The sequence below is a fragment of the Bosea sp. F3-2 genome (assembly GCF_008253865.1).
GTDB lineage: Bacteria > Pseudomonadota > Alphaproteobacteria > Rhizobiales > Beijerinckiaceae > Allobosea.
Genome location: NZ_CP042331.1, coordinates 2,630,543 through 2,650,502 on the forward strand (window position 1 = coordinate 2,630,543; position 19,960 = coordinate 2,650,502).

The window sequence follows — 19,960 nt, forward strand, 5'->3', positions numbered from 1 at the left end:
AGTCTGGAACCCCTCTATCCAAGCGCCCGTTCCATTTTGCAACTGCGTTGGCTCGCGAAGCAGCTCTGCAGCGTATAGGATGCGCCGATGAGCCTGTCCGATACAGTCGGCCCCGACACACCAGATCCTTACGAGCTGTTGAGCTGGTACGCCGAGATGGGCGTGACCGAGGCGCTCGACGAGGCGCCTCGCAATCATTTCGCTGAGCCGGCTCCCGCCGCGGGCGCGGGACAACCACGCCTGCGCCCGCTGCCGGGCCGACCGACCGCCCCTGCCCGGCCGATCGCGGCAGCGGCCACGGCGCCCGACGATGCGACCGTCAGCGCCCGCGCGCTCGCCCGCGAGGCACGCACGCTCGATGAATTGAAGGAAGCGCTGGCCAAGTTCGAAGGCTGCGCCCTGAAGGCAACCGCCAAGAACCTCGTCTTCGCCGACGGCAACCCGGAAGGCCGGGTGATGATGGTGGGCGAGGCGCCGGGCGCCGACGAAGACCGGCTGGGCTTCCCCTTCGTCGGCCGTTCCGGCCAATTGCTCGACCGGATGCTGGCGGCGATCGAGCTCAGCCGCCAGAACGATGTCTACATCGCCAACCTCCTGCCCTGGCGCCCGCCGGGCAACCGCACGCCGACGCCGCAGGAGGTCGCGATCTGCCTGCCCTTCATCCAGCGCCAGATCGAGCTCGCCGATCCCGACATCCTGGTCTGCGTCGGCGGCCCCTCGGCGCAGGGGCTGCTCGGCTTCAGCGGCATCCTGCGCTCACGCGGGCAATGGGTCGAATACGACACCGGCTCGCGGCGCATCCGCGCCATCGCGACCCTGCATCCGGCCTATCTGCTGCGCCAGCCGCTGCAGAAGCGGCTCGCCTGGCGCGACCTGCGCGCGCTCAAGGCCGCGCTCGACGGGAAGAATTGACGCAGCGACGTTGCGCGCAGGCCACAGGCAGGGCAAGCTCGATTTAGATCACATCCAGAGACGCCCCAGCGGGCGGTACCCCAGCGCCTGCGTGGCGTGGCCGGACGGAGTTCTGCGATGGTCATCGATGCTTTTCTGCTCTCACGCATCCAGTTCGCCTTCACGGTTTCCTTCCACATCGTCTTCCCGGCCTTCACGATCGGGCTTTCAGCCTATATCGCGACGCTGCTCGGGCTGTGGCTGAAGACGGGCGACGACAAATTCCACCTGCTCGCCCGGTTCTGGACGAAAATCTTCGCCGTCTCCTTCGCCATGGGCGTGGTCTCCGGCATCGTGCTGTCCTACCAGTTCGGCACCAATTGGAGCCGGTTCTCGACGGCGGTCGGCAACATCGTCGGCCCGCTGATCGGCTATGAGGTGCTCTCAGCCTTCTTCCTCGAGGCCTCCTTCCTCGGCGTGATGCTGTTCGGCTGGAAGCGCGTGCCACCCTGGCTGCACTTCACCTCGGCGGTGATCGTCGCGGGCGGCACGGCGCTCTCGGGCTTCTGGATCCTCTCCGCCAACAGCTGGATGCAGCATCCGGTTGGGCACGAGGTCCGCGACGGCATCGCCTATCCAGTCGACTGGATGAAGATCGTCTTCAGCCCAACCTTCCCGCTGCGCTTCGCCCATATGATGACCGCGGCCTATCTGACGACCGCCTTCGTCGTGCTGGCGACCGGCGCGCGCCATCTGCTCGCCGGGCATCGCACCGAATCGGCCAAGACGATGGTGCGGATGGCGATCCTGATGATCGCGCTGACCGCGCCGCTGCAGGCCGTGATCGGCGACTTCCACGGCCGCGACACCGCGACCTATCAGCCGGCCAAGCTCGCCGCGATCGAGGCGCATTGGGATTCATCCAAGCCCGGCGCCCTCGTGCTCTTCGCCTGGCCCGACGAGAAGGCCGAGCTCAATCGCTTCGAGGTCTCGATCCCCGGCGTCGCCAGCCTGGTGACCCATGGCAGCATGAACGCGCTCTTCCCGAGCCTGAAGGATTTTGCCCCGCAGGATCGGCCGCCCGTCCTCATCCCCTTCTTCGCCTTCCGGGCGATGGTCGGAATCGGCGTGCTGATGATCCTGTTCGGCTGGGTCGGCGCCTGGCTCTGGCGCAAGGGCGCTGTGTTCGAATCGCGGCGCTGGCTCTGGATCGCGCAGTATTCCTGGCCCGCCGGCTTCCTCGCCCTCCTTTCCGGCTGGTTCGTCACCGAGGTCGGCCGCCAGCCCTGGCTGGCGACGGGCATCATCCGCTCGGCCGATGCCGTCTCGCCGGTCACGCCGCTGCAAGTCGCGATCTCCCTGGCGCTGTTCGTCTGCGTCTATTCGGTCGTGTTCACCGCCGGCATCCTCCTGATCAACCGGCTGATCGACAAGGGACCGGACGAGATCAGCGGCGAGGACGCGCCCGAGCAGCCGTCGAAGCGCACGCTCAAGGCCGTGCAGGGCGAGGCCGCCGCGATCTTCGGCGACGGCCACCCCGGCGACGACAAGATCCAGCCGGCGATCTGAGGAGCCACGAGCATGGAATGGTATCTTCCGGTCATCTGGGCCGTGCTGATCGGCACCGCCGTGATGCTCTATGTCGTCCTCGATGGCTTCGATCTCGGCATCGCCATCCTGTTCCCGACGACGAAGGACGAAGGCGAGCGCGACCAGATGATGAACTCGGTCGCCCCGTTCTGGGACGGCAACGAGACCTGGCTGGTGCTGGGCGGCGGCGGCCTCTGGGTCGCCTTCCCGCAGGCCTATGCCATCATCATGCCGGCCTTCTACATCCCGATCACGCTGATGCTGCTGGCGCTGATCTTCCGCGGCGTCGCCTTCGAGTTCCGCTGGGTCGCCAAACCGCATCACCACCGCTGGGACCTCGCCTTCTGGCTGGGCTCGACCGTCGCCGCCTTCGCACAGGGGCTGGTGCTGGGCGGGCTGATCCAGGGCGTCACGATCAAGGACGGCCAGTTCGCCGGCGGCCCCTTCGACTGGCTGACGCCGTTCACGGTGATGTGCGGCGTCGGCGTCATCGTCGGCTATGCCCTGCTCGGCGCGACCTGGCTCGTCTACAAGACGGATGGCCGCGTCGCCGAACGGGCGCGGCGACAGGCAAAGACCCTGCTGCTGGGGTTGCTGGCCTTCGCGGCGCTGGTCTCGCTGTGGACGCCCTATGCCCATCCGCGCATCGCCGAGCGCTGGTTCACCCCGGCCAACCTCATCTGGCTCTGGCCCTTCCCGGTGCTGACGGCGCTGTGCGGCTATCTGGCCTGGCGGCGGCTCCATGGCGCGCATGAATTCACGCCCTTTGCGCTAACGGTCGCGATCTTCCTGCTCTGCTTCCTCGGCCTGTCGATCTCGAACTTCCCCTATCTGGTGCCGCCCGGTGTGACGATCTGGGACGCGGCCGCCGCGCCCTCCTCCCACATCTTCGTGCTGATCGGCGTCGTGTTCCTGCTGCCGATGATCCTGTTCTACACGGCCTTCGTGTACTGGACCTTCCGCGGCAAGGTGAGGGCCGACAGCGGCTATCACTGAGCGATTGTCAGCCTTCGTTCAGCCGGGCTTTGCAAAGACGACTTGAGTTCCCCGCATCTCTTGGCGAGATTGCGGGGAGTTTCGCCGAGGAACCGTCCATGCAGTGGGAAGACTATCGCCAGTCCGAGAACCTCGAGGACCGGCGTGGCGGCGGTGGCGGCGGCTTCGCCGGCATGCCCGGCGGGCGCGGCGGCATCGGCATCGGCACGATGGTGGTGCTCGGCCTGCTCGGCTGGGCGCTCGGCATCGATCCCCGCCTGCTGATCGGCGGCGCCGAAATGATCGGCGGCATCGGCGGGCGCCCGCAGACCCAGGAGACCCGCCGCTCCTCCGGCCCGCCGCAGGACGAGATGGGCCGCTTCGTCTCGGCCGTGCTGGCGCAGAACGAGGATGTCTGGTCGAAGGTCCTGCCGCAGCAGGCCAACACCCGCTACCAGGCGCCGCGCCTCGTGCTGTTCTCCGGCGTCGACCGTTCGGGCTGCGGCACCGCGCAGTCCGCGATGGGGCCGTTCTATTGCCCGCAGGACCGCAAGGTCTATCTCGACACCTCTTTCTTCCAGGAGATGCAGCGCAAGCTCGGCGGCGGCGGCGATTTCGCCTATGCCTATGTGATCGGCCACGAGGTCGGCCACCACATCCAGAACCTGCTCGGCATCCTGCCCAAGGCGAACCAGATCCGCGAGCGTTCGTCCGAGCGCGACGCCAACGCGATCTCGGTTCGGATCGAACTGCAGGCGGACTGCTTCGCGGGCGTCTGGGCGCATAATGTCCAGGCGATGGGCCGGCTCGACCAGGGCGACATCGAGGAGGCGATCCGCACCGCCTCCGCCATCGGCGACGACAAGCTGCAGAGGGCGGCCCAGGGCGTGGTCGTCCCCGATTCCTTCACCCACGGCTCCTCGGCGCAGCGGACGAAGTGGTTCAACATCGGCTTCCAATCGGGCTCGATGCAGAGCTGCGATACGTTCCGCAATCAGGTGTAGCGGGGAAGAGGTGACGGCGGCGGCGGGCGATGGTGGACAGCCCGCGCCTATAAGCGTCGAGCTGCGCGAGATCACCAAGGACACCGTGCGCGAGGTCTGCGCTCTGGAAGTCCGGAACGATCAGAAGGGCTATGTCGCCGCGAACGCCCTATCCATCGCTCAGGCGCATTTTGAACCGACTGCGGTGTTTCGCGCCATCTACCTCGGCGAGCAGCCCATCGGCTTCGTGCAGTGGCGAGATGGCGGGACGCCGGGCACGGTTGTGCTCTGGCGCTTCATGATCGATCGAAGACATCAATCGGCTGGCCTCGGGCGAACGGCATTGGCGCTTGTCCTGCTCCAGATGAGGCGCAGCGGCTTCGAAACGGTTGAGACGAGTGTCGTCCGCGGGCCGTCCGGCCCACTCGACTTTTATCTCTCCCAAGGCTTTGTCGAGGTCGGCCAGGCGACTCCGCGCGGCGAGTGGCTCCTGAGCAAAGCTCTTTAGGTCGCCCGCTCGCGCCACACCGGCAGCCGCTGCGGCGCCTGGTCGAGGTACCCTTCCAGGGCCATCGCCTTGGGCAGGACGAGCCCGGACCGGAGCCTGCGCCCGGCAAGGTACATGGCGACACGCTCACGCAGCGCGGCGCGGACTGCGTGCAGCGGAATCAGGGCGGGCACATCCGGCGTGACCAGCAGATGGCGCTCGACCGCCTGCACCCAATGCGCCTGCGGCACGTCGCCGGCCTCGAACAGCACGAGCCGGTCGCCGCGCGCCGCGGCCGCTCCGCCCTCCCAGGCTTCGGCAGGGCCGGTGCGCAGATAGCGCGCGCCGGTCGTATCGGCGACGCGCTCGAAATCGGGCGCGCCCACCGTATCGACGATCACCGCATGGCCGAGGAAGCCTTCCGCCACCGCCGGGATCAGCACGGCCAGCGTGACGGCGAGAGCTCGCGGGGAACCATCGGCGCGGATCACGGCTGTGAGCATACGCAAAGTTCTATGCCGCAGCGCAGCACGCCGCAATCCCGGCCTTGCATTTTGTTCCTGATTTGTTCACTCTACCAGAGACCAGAACGTGCCGATTCCCGGCACATGAACCGGTTTGAAAGCCATGCCACAGGCCAGACCCATTGAAAGGCCGTATCCGACGGCCCAGCCGCTGCGGCGGCATGACAGGGAGCCGACCGTCTCGGCACCGGTCGTCGCGCCCGCCGATCCGCTCGCCTATGCCGGCCATCGCATCGACCCGGAGCGACGGCGCGGGCGCGGCGCCACGATCAATCCGGGCGGGCGTTACGAGGCCGAGCAGCGCGTCTCCGAGGACGACGGCTGGGGCTCGCTGGAGGAGCTGCCGCCGTTCAAGACCGAGATCGCCTACGAGAAGGCGCGCAACATCATCACGCGCAACGACTCGCCGGACATCTCGTTCGATCGTTCGATCAATCCCTATCGTGGCTGCGAGCATGGCTGCGTCTACTGCTTCGCGCGGCCGACACATGCCTATCTCGGGCTCTCGCCCGGGCTCGATTTCGAGAGCAAGCTGACGGCGAAGCCCGATGCTGCAGCCCTGCTGGAGAGGGAGCTCTCCTCCCCGTCCTACCAGCCGCGCACCATCGCGATCGGCACCAATACCGACGCCTATCAGCCGATCGAGAAGAAGCTCAGGATCATGCGCCAGATCCTGGAGGTTCTGGCGAAGTTCAACCACCCGGTCGGCATCGTCACCAAATCGGCGCTGGTGCAGCGCGACATCGATATCCTCGCGCCGATGGCAGAGAAGGGGCTGGTCAAGGTTGCGATCTCGGTGACGACGCTCGACCCCAAGACAGCGCGGGGCATGGAACCGCGCGCTGCCTCGCCACCGAAGCGGCTCGAGACGATCCGCAAGCTGTCCGAGGCCGGCATCCCGGTCACGGTGCTGGTCGCGCCGATCGTCCCGGCGATCAACGAGCATGAGATCGAGCGTATTCTCGACTCGGCCAAGGCGGCGGGCGCGCAGGAGGCCGGCTATGTGCTGCTGAGGCTACCGCTCGAAGTCCGCGACATCGTGCAGGAATGGCTGCTGACGCATCATCCCGACAAGCTCCGGCATGTGATGTCGCTGATCCGTTCGACCCGCGGCGGCAAGGACTATGATTCGCAATGGGGCCAGCGCATGGTCGGCTCCGGCCCTTATGCCTGGATGATCGGAAGGCGCTTCGAGCTGGCAGCCGAGCGCATCGGATTCAACACCACACGCCGGCGGCTGCGCACTGACCTGTTCGTGAAACCCGAGAAGGAGAAGGCGCAGCTGAGCTTGTTTTGAGGCCCCCGACCGTCATTCTCGGGCGAAGCGAAGCGCAGACCCGAGAATGACGGGCCGGAAGAGGTTCAGGAGCCTCCTTCTGAAGGAGACGCTCGGGTCAAGCCCGAGCGTGACGGTGGAGAGGTATCATGTTGCTCTGGCCCTGACGGCCAAGCTGCTGCATAAGCCCGCCATGCCCGCCGATTTCAGTCGCGAGACATACGCCATCGCCAACGGCCTCTGGCCGCTGGCCGGCATCGACGAGGTCGGACGCGGGCCGCTCGCCGGCCCGGTCGTGGCCGCGGCCGTCATCCTCGATCCGGCCCGCGTGCCGCATGGACTCGACGATTCGAAGAAGCTGCCGGCGGCGATCCGCGAGGAGCTCTTCGGCGAGATCATGGAGCGGGCGCTCGCCGTCACCGTCGCCAGCGCCACGGCGGTCGAGATCGACGCACTCAATATCCGTCAGGCGACGCTGCTGGCGATGCGCCGGGCGGTGGCCGCGCTGCCGCTTGCGCCGCTGCATGTCCTAGTCGACGGCAACGATCCGCCGCAGTTGAGCTGCGGCTGCGAAGCGATCATTCAGGGGGATGGCGCCGTGGCCTCCATCGCGGCCGCCTCGATCGTCGCCAAGGTGACGCGCGACCGGATGATGGCGCGGCTGTGCCGACGCTATCCGGCCTATGGGTTTTCGGGTCATGTCGGCTATGCGACTCCGCAGCACCGCAAGGCCATCGCCGAACACGGTCCCTGCCCAGAGCACCGCTATTCCTTCGCCCCGGTGAAGGGCGTCTGGTTCCGGTAGAGCCCGGCCGCGCCGCATTTGGGAGTAAAGCGCGACGTCATTCCGGGGCAGGCCAAAGGCCTGAGCCCGGAACTCATGAACACGACGCTACTCCAGTTGCCGTCATGCTCGCCCTTGTGGCGAGCATCCACGTCTTGAACACTGTATGGCATCGATGAAGACGTGGATGGTCGGGACAAGCCCGACCATGACGGCGGCGGCGTGTTCATGGGTTCCGGGCTCATCGCTACGCGATGCCCCGGAATGACGAGGCGGTCCTGTTCCAGGCTCCCCGCGAACTGCCGCCACGGCAACTCCAGGCGTTAACAACTGTTAGGAATTTTCCTTTCATTGCCAATGGGCTAGGCAAAATCTGCAGCCCCAAAACGGGACGCATTTTTTTCAGAGCGGAAACCCGGCCTTTACCCTGTCCAGCCAATATCGCGCTCGTTGAAGTTGCGTAACGGTCTTGGCGTCATGGGTATTTCGCGTACCGGGACCGCCAGCGCTCCCGTCCGGATTCAGGTTTCGCGTACCGGACGGCCAGCGCTGGGGGCTCGGATGAAGGCCAAGGGCCTTCACAGTCACAGCCTTCCCGAACAGATCGGTGTTCCGCAGGAACTGCCGCTCGATCAGATCCTCGTCGGCGACTGCGTCGCGGCGATGAACGCCCTGCCGCCGGCGAGCGTCGACCTGATCTTCGCCGATCCGCCCTACAACCTCCAGCTCGGCGGCGATCTGCGCCGGCCCGACGACAGCCTCGTCGACGCCGTCGACGACGACTGGGACAAGTTCGCCTCCTTCTCCGACTACGACGCTTTCACCCGCGCCTGGCTTGCGGCCGCGCGGCGCGTGCTGAAGCCGGACGGGGCGCTGTGGGTCATCGGCAGCTACCACAACATCTTCCGCGTCGGCGCGACGCTGCAGGACCTCGGCTTCTGGATGCTGAACGACATCGTCTGGCGCAAGGCCAATCCGATGCCGAACTTCCGCGGCCGGCGCTTTACCAATGCGCATGAGACCCTGATCTGGGCCGCCCGCGGCGAGAACTCGAAATACACCTTCCACTACGAGGCGCTGAAGGGCGGCAATGACGACCTGCAGATGCGCTCGGACTGGTATCTGCCGCTCTGCACCGGCGAGGAGCGCCTGAAGGACGCTGGCGGCGCCAAGGTCCACCCGACGCAGAAGCCGGAAGCCCTGCTCGCCCGCGTTCTGCTCTCGGCCTCGAACCCCGGCGACGTGATCCTCGACCCCTTCTTCGGAACGGGAACGACCGGTGCCGTCGCCAAGGCGCTCGGCCGCCGCTTCATCGGCCTCGAGCGCGACGCCGTCTACGCCAAGGCGGCGCGCGAGCGCATCGCCGCCGTGACGCCGCTGGCGCCGGAAGCATTCTCCGCCGCGCCGTCCAAGCGCAGCGAGCCGCGCGTGCCGTTCCTCAGCCTGGTCGAAGCCGGGCTGGTCAAGGCCGGCGAGACCGTCCATGACGAGAAGCGCCGCTACAAGGCGGTGGTGCGCGCTGACGGCACGCTCCTGCTCGGCCCCGCCGTGGGCTCGATCCACAAGGTCGGCGCGCTGGCGCAGGGCCTGCCGGCCTGCAATGGTTGGACCTTCTGGCATGTCGAGCGCGAGGGCGGGCTGACGGTGCTCGACACGCTGCGTGGCGAGATCAGGGCGCAGATGGCCGCGGCCTGACCGCACGCCAGCCATAACTCCACCCCTGCGATCATTCGTTCGGAGGATGCGTGCGCCCCGGCGGCGCGCCCATTCTCAGCGTATGAGATCGTAGCGGGGATGTCATGGCCACAATCCTGAAGAACGGTTCTCGCGGTCCCGAGGTCAAGACGCTTCAGGAAGCGCTCAACACCAAGCTGAAGCCGCGGCCGCCGCTCGTCCCCGACGGGCAATATGGCAACCTGACCCGCAGCGCGGTCCTCGCCTTCCAGCGCAAGAACTGGCTGGTCGAGGACGGCGAAGCAGGACCTGCGACGCAATCCTGCCTCTATGATATCGAGACCTTCGCGCCGATCCTGCACAAGGTCTCCTTCATCGCGCAGCCGACGAACACGACCTGCTGGGCGACCTCGACGGCGATGATGAAGAACTCGACCGTGCCGATCATCATCGCCAAGACGCCGCCGGACATGATCCTTCCCGATGGCTCGCTCGCGAACTCCTCCGAAAGCGACCAGGCGATCGTGACCGGGCAGCGCTATGCCCGCATCCATGGCTTGCGCTGCAATGCGCCGATGTCCTGGTCGGTCGAGCTGTTGCGGCAGGCCCTGTCGCGCGGGCCCCTGATGTTCGACATGCTCTGGCGCGTCGACGAATACACGGCCGGGCGCGGCAGCCCCGGCCACATGATCGTCGTGGTCGGCATGCGCGGCGACGGCAATCCGGACGGCACCGGCACGACGCTGCGCATCCAGGACCCCTGGCCGCCGAAGCGCGGCAAGATCTATTCCAAGGGCTATTTCAAATGGTCCGTCGACCTGCCGACGATGACCTACCGCGTCTTCGAGCGGTAGAGCCCGGCGCGCTCGACGACCTTGAGCATGACGCTCGGCAGCGGCTCGCCGGCGAGATTCGCCAGCTTCGTGAAGCGCATGCCGGCCGGGGCTAGCGTCCGGTCCGGGACGCTGCCGGTGAACACCGTCAGTTCCAGCGGGAAATGCGTGAAGACATGGCGCACCGGCTCCGGCAGCCGTGTCCAGCGCAACGGCAGCGGAGCGTCCTGCGCGGCGCCGTCGAGCTCATAATCGGCGCGCCATTCGCTGGTCGGCACTTCCGCCATGCCGCCGAGCAGTCCCTTGGCGGGGCGCGTGCGCAGCAGGATGGCGCCGTCGGGGCGGGTCAGCACAAAGGCGGCGCCATAGCGGGTCTTGCCAATCTTCTTCGCGGCCTTGCGCGGAAAGCTCTCCTGCGTGCCGTCCGCCCGCGCCCGGCAGGGCTCGCGCCAGGGACAGAGCCCGCAGGCGGGGTTGCGCGGCGTGCAGATGGTCGCACCGAGGTCCATCAGCGCCTGCGCGAAATCGCCGGACCGATCGATCGGCAGCAGCGCCAGCGCCTTCTCGCGAATCAGCGGCCGCGCGCCGGGCAATTCATCCGCAATGGCGAAGAGACGCGTCATGACGCGCTCGACATTGCCGTCGACCGCCGCCGCTGGCCGGCCGAAGGCGATCGCCGCAACAGCTCCGGCTGTGTAGGCACCGATGCCCGGCAGGGCGCGCAGCCCCTCCTCCGTATCGGGGAAGCGGCCGCCATGGCTCCCCATGACCGCGCGCGCGCAAGCGTGGAGATTGCGGGCGCGGGAATAATAGCCGAGCCCGGCCCAGGCCTGCATGACGTCCTCGGAAGGCGCTTCGGCGAGGGCCCGCACGGTCGGGAAGCGCGCCATGAAGCGCTCGTAATAGGGCTTCACCGCCGTGACCGTGGTCTGCTGCAGCATGATCTCGGAAGCCCAGACCCGATAGGGGTCGGGGCGCTCGCCCGCAACGGCACGCCAGGGCAGCGCGCGGCGATGGCGGTCATACCAGACGAGAAGCTCGGCAGCGCGGGGCATCGGAACGGAGGCGTCCATGCATCCGGTTTAGCGCGAGGAGCCGAGGCTGCGAAAGGTCAATCGTGGCGGGGATTGGGTCGAGATGCCGGCAGTGGGCCATCAGCGAAGATCAGCCCGCGGCCTGCAATCGGGTCTTCCGCGCGGCGCCGTCCGAGGGCTCTCGCAATGTCGTGTCCGGACTTGAGCTAGCGCAATGAAGACGCGGACGAAGCCGGATAATCTCTAACGGAGGGAGGAGATGACCATGCGCTTTGCAGAACCCGCCCGCCACTGGTTGCGCGCTCAGTTCCTGTCCCGGGAGATCGACGCACTCGACCCGGAGACAATCAGCCAGCTCGCACGGGACAATGCTTTGGCCGAGTCCGATTTTCGCGAGCTGGCGACATCCCCTGACACGAACGCCGAGCTTCTTCGGCAACAGCTCGCACAAGCCGGAATCGATCCCGACAAGCTTGCCCACACGCAAGCGAGCGTCATGCGGGACATGGCGGTCATCTGCTCGGGATGCTCTGTGGCACGCCGCTGCCGCCGCACGCTGAACCGGCAGGATGCAGTTCTGCACTACTCGCAGTATTGTCCGAACGCGCACACTATCGATGCCTTGCGTGTCGGCTCAACGCAATTCGATTAGGGCCGGCGGGTTTCCTCCAACGTAAGATCACCTCTAACGGCGGTGCATTCGGACACGACAGCGCCCCGCAGCCGCGCAACCGGCTTGCCATGCTGCCGGCAGCTCGCGCAAACTAGGCCATGGCCGCAAAACCGCTCGCAGAGCTGATCGACGACTGCATCGCACCCGCGCTTGCCGCGCAGGGTTTCGCGGGGCGCGCCATCGTTTCGCTCTGGCCGGAGATCGTCGGCGAGCGGCTGGCGGCGCGCTCGCGCCCGCTCAAGATCGACTGGCCACGCCGCCGGCCCGCGCCCGGCGAGGCGAGCGAGCCGGCGACGATGGTCGTGCGGGTCGAGGGCGCCTTCGCGCTGGAGATGCAGCAGCTCGGCCCGCTGGTGATCGAGCGGGTCAACACCCATCTGGGCTGGCGGGCCGTCGGCAAGCTCGTGCTCAAGCAGGGGCCGGTCGCAGCGCCTGTTGCGACGAAGCCGGCGCCGAAGCTCGACGGCGCAGCCGCCGCGCGGATCGACGAGCAGGTCGCTTGCGTCGCCGACGAGGGCTTGCGCGAAGCGCTGGCGCGGCTCGGTCGAGCCGTCGCGCTGAGTGCGAAAACGCGAGACCATGACACGGCTTCGTGAGCAAGGCGCCCAGCGGCACGATGTGCTCTTGCCACAATCGCGCTGGCCTCTATAGCTCCGCAACCGCTTTTGGACCTTTCGGGGATTTCTCACGATGACGAACAGGCGACAGCTCCTGACCGGCGCAGCCGGCATCGCCGCTGCCGCGCTCGCCGGCCTCAACGCCGCGCGGGCCCAGACCAAGCTCCCCGATGCCGGCCCGCTGGGCGATGTCTGGCTGGGATCCCCCGACGCCAAGGTCAGCATCGTTGAGTACGCCTCGATGACCTGCTCGCATTGCGCGCATTTCCATCAGACGACCTGGCCGGAGCTGAAGAAGAAGTACATCGACACCGGCAAGGCGCGCTTCACCCTGCGCGAGTTCCCGCTCGATCCGCTGGCGACGGCCGGCTTCATGCTCGCCCGCTGCAACGGCAACGACAAGTTCTACCCGATGACGGACCTGCTCTTCGCGCAGCAGCGCAACTGGGCCTTCACCGAAAAGCCGGTCGATGCGCTGGCCACGCTGGTCAAGCAGGCCGGTTTCACACAGGAATCCTTCGAAGCCTGCTTGAAACGGCAGGATATCTATGACGCCGTCACTGTCGTGAAGGATGGCGGGGCCAAGGCTGGCGTGGATTCGACGCCGACCTTTTTCATCAACGGGCAGAAGCGTTCCGGTGCGCTCTCGATCGCCGAGTTCGACAAGATCCTGGAGCCGCTTCTCGGCAATTGAGGAGATCGGCCTTCCATGCTCCAAATCCCCCGTCATTCCGGGCGTAGCGAAGCGGAGACCCGGAATCCATCGTAAAGCAGCCCGCTCTTCGATGGATTCCGGATCGGCGCGGCTTCGCCGGTTGTTCGGAATGACGGGCGCGGATGCTGCAGAGGCGCGCCGATGCATCTGACGCGCCTCAAGCTCGCCGGCTTCAAGACCTTCGTCGAGCCGACCGAATTCCTGATCGAGCCGGGGCTGACCGGCATCGTCGGGCCGAATGGCTGCGGCAAGTCCAACCTCGTCGAAGCCCTGCGCTGGGTAATGGGCGAAAGCTCGTTCAAGAACATGCGCGGCTCGGGGATGGACGACGTCATCTTCGGCGGCTCGAACGAGCGCCCGGCCCGCAACATGGCCGAAGTCTCGCTCACCCTCGACAACAGCGACCGCAAGGCGCCGGCTGCCTTCAACGAGGCTGATGTCCTCGAGGTCACGCGCCGGATCGAGCGCGAGGAAGGCTCGACCTACCGCATCAACGGCAAGGAGGTCCGCGCCAAGGACGTGCAGCTCCTCTTCGCCGATGCCGCGACCGGCGCGCGCTCGCCGGCGCTCGTCCGCCAGGGGCAGATCAGCGAGATCATCTCGGCCAAGCCGCAGTCGCGCCGGCGCATCCTGGAGGACGCCGCCGGCATCGCCGGCCTGCACAGCCGCCGCCACGAGGCCGAGCTGAGGCTGCGCGGCGCCGAGGAGAACCTGACGCGGCTGGAAGACGTGCTCGGCGAGATCGACGGGCAGATCGACGCGCTGCAGCGGCAGGCGCGGCAGGCCGGGCGCTACCGCAGCCTCGCCTCCGATATCCGTCGCGCCGAGGCGATCCTGGCGCTGATCGCCCTGCACGACGCCCGCGCCCAGGAGGCTCAGGCGTCGCGTGTGCTGGAAGAGGCGGTGCGCGGCGTCGCCGATCAGACCGGCATCCAGGCCGAAGCCGCCAAGCGGCAAGCCATCGCCGCCCATGAAATGCCGACGCTGCGCGAGGGCGAGGCGACGGCTGCCGCTGCACTGGTCCGGCTGAAGCGCGGCCTCGACGAGCTCGAAGCCGAGAATCGCCGCGCTCGGCAGCGGGCGGAAGAGCTCGGCCGTCGCCTGAGCGAATTGCAGGCCGATCTGTCGCGGCAGGAGACTATCGGTCGCGATGCCGCCGAGAGCCTCGCGCGGCTGTCGGAGGAAGATGCCGCCCTCGCTCATGAGGGCGATGGAGCCGGATCAGGCGCCGAGGCCGCGACGGCAGCGCAGCGCGAGGCCGAAGCAGCCCTCGCGACGGCTGAAGCCGAGCAGGCCGCCGCGCAGGCCGCTCTGTCCGATCTCGCCGCACGACGCGGCGCGCTGGAACGCTCGCTGCGCGAGGCGCGGGAACGGCAGGATCGCGCCACGGGGGAGCGTGAGAAGCTGCGTCGCGACCTTGAAGCCCTCGATGCTTCCGACGCAAAGGCACTGCTCGACAAACTTCGCGAAGCGCTGGCAGCCGCCGAAAAGGCGGCGAAGGCAGCCGAAGCCGATGTCAGCACGGCACGTTCGACTGTTGCCGCGGCGCGCGAGCGTGAAGCGGAGCTGCGCGGCCCGCTCGCGGAGGCGGACCGCCGGGCGCAACGGCTCGACACTGAGATCGGTACGCTGCGCAAGCTGCTCGCCCCGGCGGCGGGCGATCGCTGGCCGGCGATCCTCGAAGCCGTCAGCGTCGCCAAGGGCTACGAGGTCGCGCTCGGTGCGGCGCTCGGCGACGATCTCGACGCCTCGACCGAGGCAACGGCTCCAGCGCATTGGGACGACACTGGTGAAGGAAGCGGTGACCCGGCCCTGCCGGTAGGAACGGATCCCCTGCTGGCGCACGTCGAGGCCCCCGCTGCCTTGAGGCGACGGCTGGCGCAGATCGGTGTCGTCGTTCGCGACGATGGCGAGGCCCTGCGACGGGAGCTGAAGCAGGGCCAGATCCTGGTCTCGCGCGAAGGCGATCTCTGGCGCTGGGATGGCTTCACCAGCGCGGCCGACGCCCCTTCGCCCGCCGCGCGACGGCTCTCCGAGAAGAACCGCCTCGTCGATCTCGAACGCGAAGCCAAGGCCGCGCGCGAGGCGGCGGAGGCCGCCCGTCAGGCGCTGGAAGGCGTCGGCGCCGAGGCGCGCAAGGCAGCGCAAGCCGAAACCGCCGCGATCGAGGTCTCGCGGCTGGCGCGCCGGACCGTCGACCAGGCCCGAGAGCAGCTCTCCGCCGCCGAACGCAAGGCGGCCGAGACGCTGGTGAAGCGCTCGACCCTGGCCGAGGCGATCAACCGACTCGGCCAGGCCGTGTCCGAGACCTCGCAGCAGGTTACGACACAGGAAACGGGGCTCGCCGCCCTGCCCGTTTCTGCCGAGCTCGAAAACACGCTGCTCAAGGCCCGCGTCCGGCTCGGTGAGTGCCGCGCCACCGCCTCCGATGCTCGTGCCCGGGTCCAAACCCTGGCGCGGGAAGCCGAACTGCGGACCCGCCGCCGTGCCGCCATCGCCGCCGACATCAAGGCCTGGAAGGAGCGCGCGGCGGCCAGCCTCCAGACCGCCGAGGAGACGCGGCACCGGATCGCGGTCGCCAGCGCCGAGCAGAAGACGCTGCTGGAAGCCCCTGACACCTTCCTGACCGAACGGCGCCGGCTCGTCGCCGAAATCGAGCAGGCGGAGGGCGCGCGCCGCGAGGCAGCCGACAAGCTTGCCTCCGGCGAAACCGCGCTGGCGGAGGCCGATCGGCAGGCGCGCATCGCGCTTGAAGGGCTATCCGGCGCGCGCGAGCGCCGTGCCTCCGCAGAGGCAAGGCTCGAAGCCGCACGCCAGCGCGTCAGCGATATCGTCCGGCAGATCGAGGACGGGCTGGATACCGGGCTCGACGGGCTTCAGACCATCGCCGGAATCAAGCATGGCGATGCGCTGCCGGAGCCGGAGACGGTCGAGCGGCGGCTCGCCAACCTCAAAGGCGAGCGCGAGCGACTCGGCGCCGTCAATCTGCGAGCCGAGGACGAACTGACCGAGGTGAAGGCCAAGCGCGAGGGACTTTCCGGCGAGCGCGACGACCTGACTGAGGCGATCCGCCGCCTGCGGCAGGCGATCGGAGCCCTCAACCGCGAAGGGCGCGAGCGGCTGCTCGCCGCCTTCGAGATCGTCAACAGCCACTTCCAGCGGCTCTTCGGCGTGCTGTTCGGCGGCGGCGAGGCGGAACTCAGGCTTGTCGATTCGGAAGATCCGCTCGATGCCGGGCTCGAGATCTTCGCCCGCCCCCCCGGCAAGAAACCGCAGGTGATGACGCTGCTCTCGGGCGGCGAGCAGGCGCTGACCGCGACCGCGCTGATCTTCGCGGTGTTCCTGACCAACCCATCGCCGATCTGCGTGCTCGACGAGGTCGACGCGCCGCTCGACGACGCCAATGTCGAGCGCTACTGCGACCTGCTCGTCGACATGGCGCGGAACACCGAAACGCGCTTCATCCTGATCACCCACAACCCGATCACCATGGCGCGGATGGAGCGGCTCTTCGGCGTGACCATGGCCGAACGCGGCGTCAGCCAGATGGTTTCGGTCGATCTCGCCACTGCCGAACGCATCCGCGACGCCGGCTGAGGATAGCCGGGGCAACCGACCCATGACGAGCCGCGGGCGGAAGATGGAGGACGGCCGGCGGTCCGGCACGTGACCGAGACGGTCGCGCGACTCCCCTCCCCCTTGTGGGGAGGGGATGGGGGTGGGGGCCGCTCCGCTTGGTGAGCGGTCCGACATCTCGCTCGACCAGAGCCGCCTTACTTCGACACGCTGCACCCAGTCGTTCGACCCCCACCCCTATCCCCTCCCCACAAGGGGGAGGGGAAGAGCCTCTCGTCATGACGTGAGCTTCGCTGCGCTCGCAATGACGGCGTGGGCCGCGACGGTCCGAACATCGCGAAAAGCGCGCCGGAAGGCGGCCCGGCCCCGCTGAAAAAATGCCACAATCGGCACCGCATTGCGGCAAGAATGTCGCACTTAGCCCGAATTTCCAAATATTCCAATGCGTTAGACGTTATCACCGTGCCTTGACAGCGCCGGGGGCTGTCAATAAAGGAGGCCGTGCTGACGACGGCTCGATGCGCGGGTTTGGTCGTGGTTATAATGGTTTTTCGCTGGATCGCGGCGTAAACGCGGTCAAGACGGAGGCCAAGACCATGTCCGAACCTGACCCCAACGCCTCAGACTCGGAGTTGCGCGCAAGACTGGGTTCCCTGAAGTCCGCGATCAAGCGGGCGGAGGAGAACGAAAAGCCGGGCGCGAGCCCGGTTGGAGAGGACAAGGCCCTCGCGGGCGCGATGTCCTCAGGCTTTCGCGCCGCGACGGATCTCGCAGGTGGCGTCATCGCGGGTGCCCTGATCGGGTATCTCGGCGACCGGTGGCTAGGAACGTCCCCGTTCCTGCTGATCGCCTTCATGGTGATTGGAACCATCGCGGGCTTCAGATCCGTCTATCGGCTCGGTTCGCGTCCGACCTCCGGGTCGAACGGCGGCCCGAAGGCGAATTGATCGAAAGGCGGCCAGTCCGGGCCGCGCGACGAGGAACGAGACCATGGCGGCCGGCGGCGGAATCGATCCGATCCACCAATTCCACATCGCTCCCATCGTGGAGCTGAAGCCGTTCGGCATCGACCTCTCCTTCACCAACACCTCGCTGTGGATGGTGATCGTGCTCGCCGTCGTCTCGGCGATCATGGTCTACGGCTCGAGCCAGCGTGCGGTCGTTCCCGGCCGGCTGCAGTCGCTCGCCGAAATCATGTATGAGTTCGTTGCCTCGACGATGACCGGCGTGATGGGCAAGGAAGGGCTGAAGTTCTTCCCCTTCGTGTTCTCGCTGTTTACCTTCGTACTGGCGAGCAATCTGCTCGGCCTGCTGCCCGGCTCCTTCACCGTCACCAGCCAGATCATCGTCACCGCCGCCCTGGCGCTGCTCGTCATCAGCATCGTGGTGATCTACGGCGTCGTGAAGCACGGCAGCCATTTCTTCGGCCTCTTCGTGCCGTCGGGCGTGCCCGGCTGGCTGCTGCCCTTCATGGTGCTGATCGAGGCGGTCTCCTTCCTGTCGCGGCCGGTTTCGCTCTCGCTTCGTCTGTTCGGCAACATGCTCGCCGGCCATATCGCGCTCAAGGTCTTCGGCGGCTTCGTCGTCGTGCTGCTGGGCTCGGGTGCCGTGCTGAACTACGCCATCGCGCCGCTGCCGCTGCTGCTGGCGGTCGCCCTCACCGCGCTCGAGGTTCTCGTCGCGGCCCTGCAGGCTTACGTCTTCGCGATCCTGACCTGCGTCTATCTCAACGACGCGCTGCACCCCGGCCACTGAGCCCAAGCCGCGCTCGCGAGAGTTCAACCCCCCGCCCTTTAGCCTTCCCACTGGAGAAACATCATGGATCCTGTTGCAGCCAAGTTCATCGGCGCTGGTCTCGCCTCGCTCGGCATGGGCCTCGCCGCCATCGGCGTCGGCACCATCTTCGGCAACTTCCTCTCGGGCGCCCTGCGCAACCCGTCGGCCGCTGACGGCCAGTTCCCGCGCGCCTTCATCGGCGCGGCGCTCGCCGAAGGTCTGGGCATCTTCGCCTTCGTCGTCGCGCTCGTCCTGCTCTTCGTGGTCTGACGCTTCACGTCGATCGCGTTCCCGTCGCGCGCGCCGGCCTTGCTTCGGCCACGTGCGCGGCGCTTCCTTTTCTCTGCGCTGAAAGGCACCCCATGCCGGTTCGATCTTCAGGGTTCGTCGGACAAGGATGGCCGGTGGCTGTCGCCTCGTTCGCCACTCTGCTGGCTGGCGCGGCGCAGGCTGCCGAGCAGCAACACGGCCTGAGCGGCGAGAAGGCGTCTTTCCCGCCCTTCGACCCGGCTCACTTCGCCAGCAACCTGTTCTGGCTCGCCATCACCTTCGCAGCTCTCTACTGGCTGATGTCCCAGGTCGCGCTGCCGCGCCTCGGCACCATCCTGGAAGAGCGCGCGGAGACGATCGGCCGCGATCTCGACCAGGCCACGGAGATGCAGGCCAAGGCCGAGGACATGGCGCAGGCCTATGAGAAGGCCCTCGGCGAGGCCCGCAAGAACGCCCAGGGCATCGCCCAGACGGCGCGCGAGACCGGCGCCAAGGCCAGCGAGGCCCAGCGCCATGCGACCGAGGCGGAGCTTTCCGCCAAGCTCGCCCAGGCCGAAGCGACCATCGCCAAGACCAAGGTCAATGCCATGAGCAACGTGCGCGATCTCGGCGGCGACATCGCCGTCGCCATCGTCACCAAGCTCACCGGTCAGGCTCCCAGCGCCAGCGAGGCGTCGGCGGCTGTCGACCAGGCCCTGACGCGCGGCTGAGGAGAGATCAGATGGATACTTTCTGGGTCGGCGTCGCGCTCGTCATCTTCCTCGCCATCCTGGTCAAGTTCGGCGTCCCGGGCATGATCGTGAAGGCTCTCGACGCCCGCGGCGAGAAGGTCGCGCAGGAGCTGGCGGAAGCCCGTCGCTTGCGTCAGGAGGCCGAGAAGCTGCTCGCCGAGTACGACGCGAAGCGCAAGGCCGCGGAGGCCGAGGCCGCCGAGATCGTCTCTTCCGCCAATGAGGAGGCCAAGCGCCTCGCGGCGGAAGCCGAGGCCAAGCTCGCGGACTTCGTCGCCCGCCGCACCAAGTCGGCGGAGGAGAAGATCGCTCAGGCCGAGAGCCAGGCTGAGGCCGAGGTCCGCGCCGCGGCTGCGGAGGCTGCCACCAAGGCCGCCGAGACCATCCTGCGCGGCCAGATGGCCGGCAAGGCCGGCGAAGCCGCCTTCGCTGCCGGGCTGAACGAGGTCAAGGCCAAGCTCAACTGAGCCCAGCTTCGACCGTTCCAAAGTTCGACGCCGCGCTCTTCGGAGCGCGGCGTTTTTGTTTCGGGGACAGGTGGTTCGGAGTCA

At 67.5% G+C, this 19,960-nt stretch carries 19 protein-coding genes and 1 pseudogene; 18 read left to right on the forward strand and 2 right to left on the reverse strand.

Annotated features, from left to right (window positions below; translation table 11 throughout):
* Positions 1-87 precede the first annotated feature (87 nt).
* The 5 genes from FQV39_RS12135 (at position 88) to FQV39_RS12155 (ending at position 4,947) form a co-directional block, all read left to right on the forward strand.
* On the forward strand, positions 88-912 hold the full coding sequence (locus FQV39_RS12135; RefSeq protein WP_149130519.1) for a uracil-DNA glycosylase: 825 nt from the start codon (positions 88-90) through the stop codon (positions 910-912).
* A 117-nt stretch (positions 913-1,029) separates the two neighbouring features.
* Positions 1,030-2,460, forward strand: a complete 1,431-nt coding sequence (locus FQV39_RS12140) for a cytochrome ubiquinol oxidase subunit I (RefSeq protein ID WP_149130520.1) — start codon at positions 1,030-1,032, stop codon at positions 2,458-2,460.
* 12 nt (positions 2,461-2,472) lie between these two features.
* A complete protein-coding gene (gene cydB, locus FQV39_RS12145) occupies positions 2,473-3,477 on the forward strand; it encodes a cytochrome d ubiquinol oxidase subunit II (RefSeq protein ID WP_149130521.1) in 1,005 nt (334 codons plus the stop codon).
* Between the two features lie 98 nt (positions 3,478-3,575).
* The gene (gene ypfJ / locus FQV39_RS12150; RefSeq protein ID WP_149130522.1) at positions 3,576-4,460 is read left to right on the forward strand and encodes a KPN_02809 family neutral zinc metallopeptidase; all 885 of its coding nucleotides are present in this window, start codon (positions 3,576-3,578) and stop codon (positions 4,458-4,460) included.
* A gap of 10 nt (positions 4,461-4,470) precedes the next feature.
* Positions 4,471-4,947: a GNAT family N-acetyltransferase gene (locus tag FQV39_RS12155; protein WP_187640255.1), complete on the forward strand. Its 477-nt coding sequence runs from the start codon at positions 4,471-4,473 to the stop codon at positions 4,945-4,947.
* Here the strand turns inward: FQV39_RS12155 and FQV39_RS12160 are convergent.
* Positions 4,944-5,429 carry a hypothetical protein gene (locus FQV39_RS12160; protein ID WP_149130524.1) on the reverse strand — a complete coding sequence of 162 codons (486 nt, stop codon included), beginning with the start codon at positions 5,427-5,429 and terminating at the stop codon, positions 4,944-4,946. The two genes, FQV39_RS12155 and FQV39_RS12160, sit on opposite strands and share 4 nt — an antisense overlap.
* Before the next feature lie 124 nt (positions 5,430-5,553).
* On the opposite strand from FQV39_RS12160, the gene FQV39_RS12165 reads away from it, so the two are divergent.
* The 4 genes from FQV39_RS12165 (at position 5,554) to FQV39_RS12180 (ending at position 10,038) form a co-directional block, all read left to right on the forward strand.
* Positions 5,554-6,747, forward strand: coding sequence for a PA0069 family radical SAM protein (locus FQV39_RS12165; protein ID WP_149130525.1), 1,194 nt, complete (start codon positions 5,554-5,556; stop codon positions 6,745-6,747).
* Positions 6,748-6,862: 115 nt separating this feature from the next.
* On the forward strand, positions 6,863-7,531 hold the full coding sequence (locus FQV39_RS12170; protein WP_472840635.1) for a ribonuclease HII: 669 nt from the start codon (positions 6,863-6,865) through the stop codon (positions 7,529-7,531).
* 456 nt (positions 7,532-7,987) lie between these two features.
* Positions 7,988-9,205, forward strand: coding sequence for a site-specific DNA-methyltransferase (locus FQV39_RS12175; RefSeq protein WP_149130526.1), 1,218 nt, complete (start codon positions 7,988-7,990; stop codon positions 9,203-9,205).
* Between the two features lie 104 nt (positions 9,206-9,309).
* Complete coding sequence (locus FQV39_RS12180) at positions 9,310-10,038, forward strand: peptidoglycan-binding protein (RefSeq protein ID WP_149130527.1); 729 nt, start codon at positions 9,310-9,312, stop codon at positions 10,036-10,038.
* A gap of 5 nt (positions 10,039-10,043) precedes the next feature.
* Here the strand turns inward: FQV39_RS12180 and mutY are convergent.
* Positions 10,044-11,090 (reverse strand): annotated as a pseudogene (mutY, locus tag FQV39_RS12185) (A/G-specific adenine glycosylase); the annotation flags it as partial.
* A gap of 220 nt (positions 11,091-11,310) precedes the next feature.
* Here mutY and FQV39_RS12190 point away from each other — a divergent pair.
* From FQV39_RS12190 to FQV39_RS12230, 9 genes are all read left to right on the forward strand, one after another.
* Positions 11,311-11,703 carry a DUF6455 family protein gene (locus FQV39_RS12190; RefSeq protein ID WP_149130529.1) on the forward strand — a complete coding sequence of 131 codons (393 nt, stop codon included), beginning with the start codon at positions 11,311-11,313 and terminating at the stop codon, positions 11,701-11,703.
* Positions 11,704-11,822: 119 nt separating this feature from the next.
* On the forward strand, positions 11,823-12,320 hold the full coding sequence (locus FQV39_RS12195; protein WP_149130530.1) for a DUF721 domain-containing protein: 498 nt from the start codon (positions 11,823-11,825) through the stop codon (positions 12,318-12,320).
* A gap of 94 nt (positions 12,321-12,414) precedes the next feature.
* Positions 12,415-13,035: a DsbA family protein gene (locus FQV39_RS12200; protein ID WP_149130531.1), complete on the forward strand. Its 621-nt coding sequence runs from the start codon at positions 12,415-12,417 to the stop codon at positions 13,033-13,035.
* 162 nt (positions 13,036-13,197) lie between these two features.
* Positions 13,198-16,653 carry a chromosome segregation SMC family protein gene (locus FQV39_RS12205; RefSeq protein ID WP_149130532.1) on the forward strand — a complete coding sequence of 1,152 codons (3,456 nt, stop codon included), beginning with the start codon at positions 13,198-13,200 and terminating at the stop codon, positions 16,651-16,653.
* A gap of 575 nt (positions 16,654-17,228) precedes the next feature.
* Positions 17,229-17,579, forward strand: coding sequence for an AtpZ/AtpI family protein (locus FQV39_RS33135; protein ID WP_187640256.1), 351 nt, complete (start codon positions 17,229-17,231; stop codon positions 17,577-17,579).
* A 43-nt stretch (positions 17,580-17,622) separates the two neighbouring features.
* On the forward strand, positions 17,623-18,387 hold the full coding sequence (locus tag FQV39_RS12215; RefSeq protein WP_149130534.1) for a F0F1 ATP synthase subunit A: 765 nt from the start codon (positions 17,623-17,625) through the stop codon (positions 18,385-18,387).
* Positions 18,388-18,450: 63 nt separating this feature from the next.
* Positions 18,451-18,678 (forward strand): F0F1 ATP synthase subunit C, encoded by a 228-nt coding sequence (locus tag FQV39_RS12220; protein WP_038360954.1) that lies wholly within the window; start codon positions 18,451-18,453, stop codon positions 18,676-18,678.
* 134 nt (positions 18,679-18,812) lie between these two features.
* A complete protein-coding gene (locus FQV39_RS12225) occupies positions 18,813-19,388 on the forward strand; it encodes a F0F1 ATP synthase subunit B family protein (protein WP_248313340.1) in 576 nt (191 codons plus the stop codon).
* An 11-nt stretch (positions 19,389-19,399) separates the two neighbouring features.
* On the forward strand, positions 19,400-19,876 hold the full coding sequence (locus FQV39_RS12230) for a F0F1 ATP synthase subunit B family protein (RefSeq protein ID WP_149130536.1): 477 nt from the start codon (positions 19,400-19,402) through the stop codon (positions 19,874-19,876).
* The last annotated feature ends 84 nt before the right edge of the window (positions 19,877-19,960 follow it).

Bases quoted from the DNA above. Each gene is read 5' to 3' on its own strand.
- FQV39_RS12135 (WP_149130519.1), top strand. From the start codon at position 88: ATGAGCCTGTCCGATACAGTCGGCCCCGACACACCAGATCCTTACGAG.
- FQV39_RS12140 (WP_149130520.1), top strand. From the start codon at position 1,030: ATGGTCATCGATGCTTTTCTGCTCTCACGCATCCAGTTCGCCTTCACG.
- cydB (WP_149130521.1), top strand. From the start codon at position 2,473: ATGGAATGGTATCTTCCGGTCATCTGGGCCGTGCTGATCGGCACCGCC.
- ypfJ (WP_149130522.1), top strand. From the start codon at position 3,576: ATGCAGTGGGAAGACTATCGCCAGTCCGAGAACCTCGAGGACCGGCGT.
- FQV39_RS12160 (WP_149130524.1), bottom strand. From the start codon at position 5,429: ATGCTCACAGCCGTGATCCGCGCCGATGGTTCCCCGCGAGCTCTCGCC.
- FQV39_RS12165 (WP_149130525.1), top strand. From the start codon at position 5,554: ATGCCACAGGCCAGACCCATTGAAAGGCCGTATCCGACGGCCCAGCCG.
- FQV39_RS12175 (WP_149130526.1), top strand. From the start codon at position 7,988: ATGGGTATTTCGCGTACCGGGACCGCCAGCGCTCCCGTCCGGATTCAG.
- FQV39_RS12180 (WP_149130527.1), top strand. From the start codon at position 9,310: ATGGCCACAATCCTGAAGAACGGTTCTCGCGGTCCCGAGGTCAAGACG.
- FQV39_RS12190 (WP_149130529.1), top strand. From the start codon at position 11,311: ATGACCATGCGCTTTGCAGAACCCGCCCGCCACTGGTTGCGCGCTCAG.
- FQV39_RS12195 (WP_149130530.1), top strand. From the start codon at position 11,823: ATGGCCGCAAAACCGCTCGCAGAGCTGATCGACGACTGCATCGCACCC.
- FQV39_RS12200 (WP_149130531.1), top strand. From the start codon at position 12,415: ATGACGAACAGGCGACAGCTCCTGACCGGCGCAGCCGGCATCGCCGCT.
- FQV39_RS12205 (WP_149130532.1), top strand. From the start codon at position 13,198: ATGCATCTGACGCGCCTCAAGCTCGCCGGCTTCAAGACCTTCGTCGAG.
- FQV39_RS33135 (WP_187640256.1), top strand. From the start codon at position 17,229: ATGTCCGAACCTGACCCCAACGCCTCAGACTCGGAGTTGCGCGCAAGA.
- FQV39_RS12215 (WP_149130534.1), top strand. From the start codon at position 17,623: ATGGCGGCCGGCGGCGGAATCGATCCGATCCACCAATTCCACATCGCT.
- FQV39_RS12220 (WP_038360954.1), top strand. From the start codon at position 18,451: ATGGATCCTGTTGCAGCCAAGTTCATCGGCGCTGGTCTCGCCTCGCTC.
- FQV39_RS12230 (WP_149130536.1), top strand. From the start codon at position 19,400: ATGGATACTTTCTGGGTCGGCGTCGCGCTCGTCATCTTCCTCGCCATC.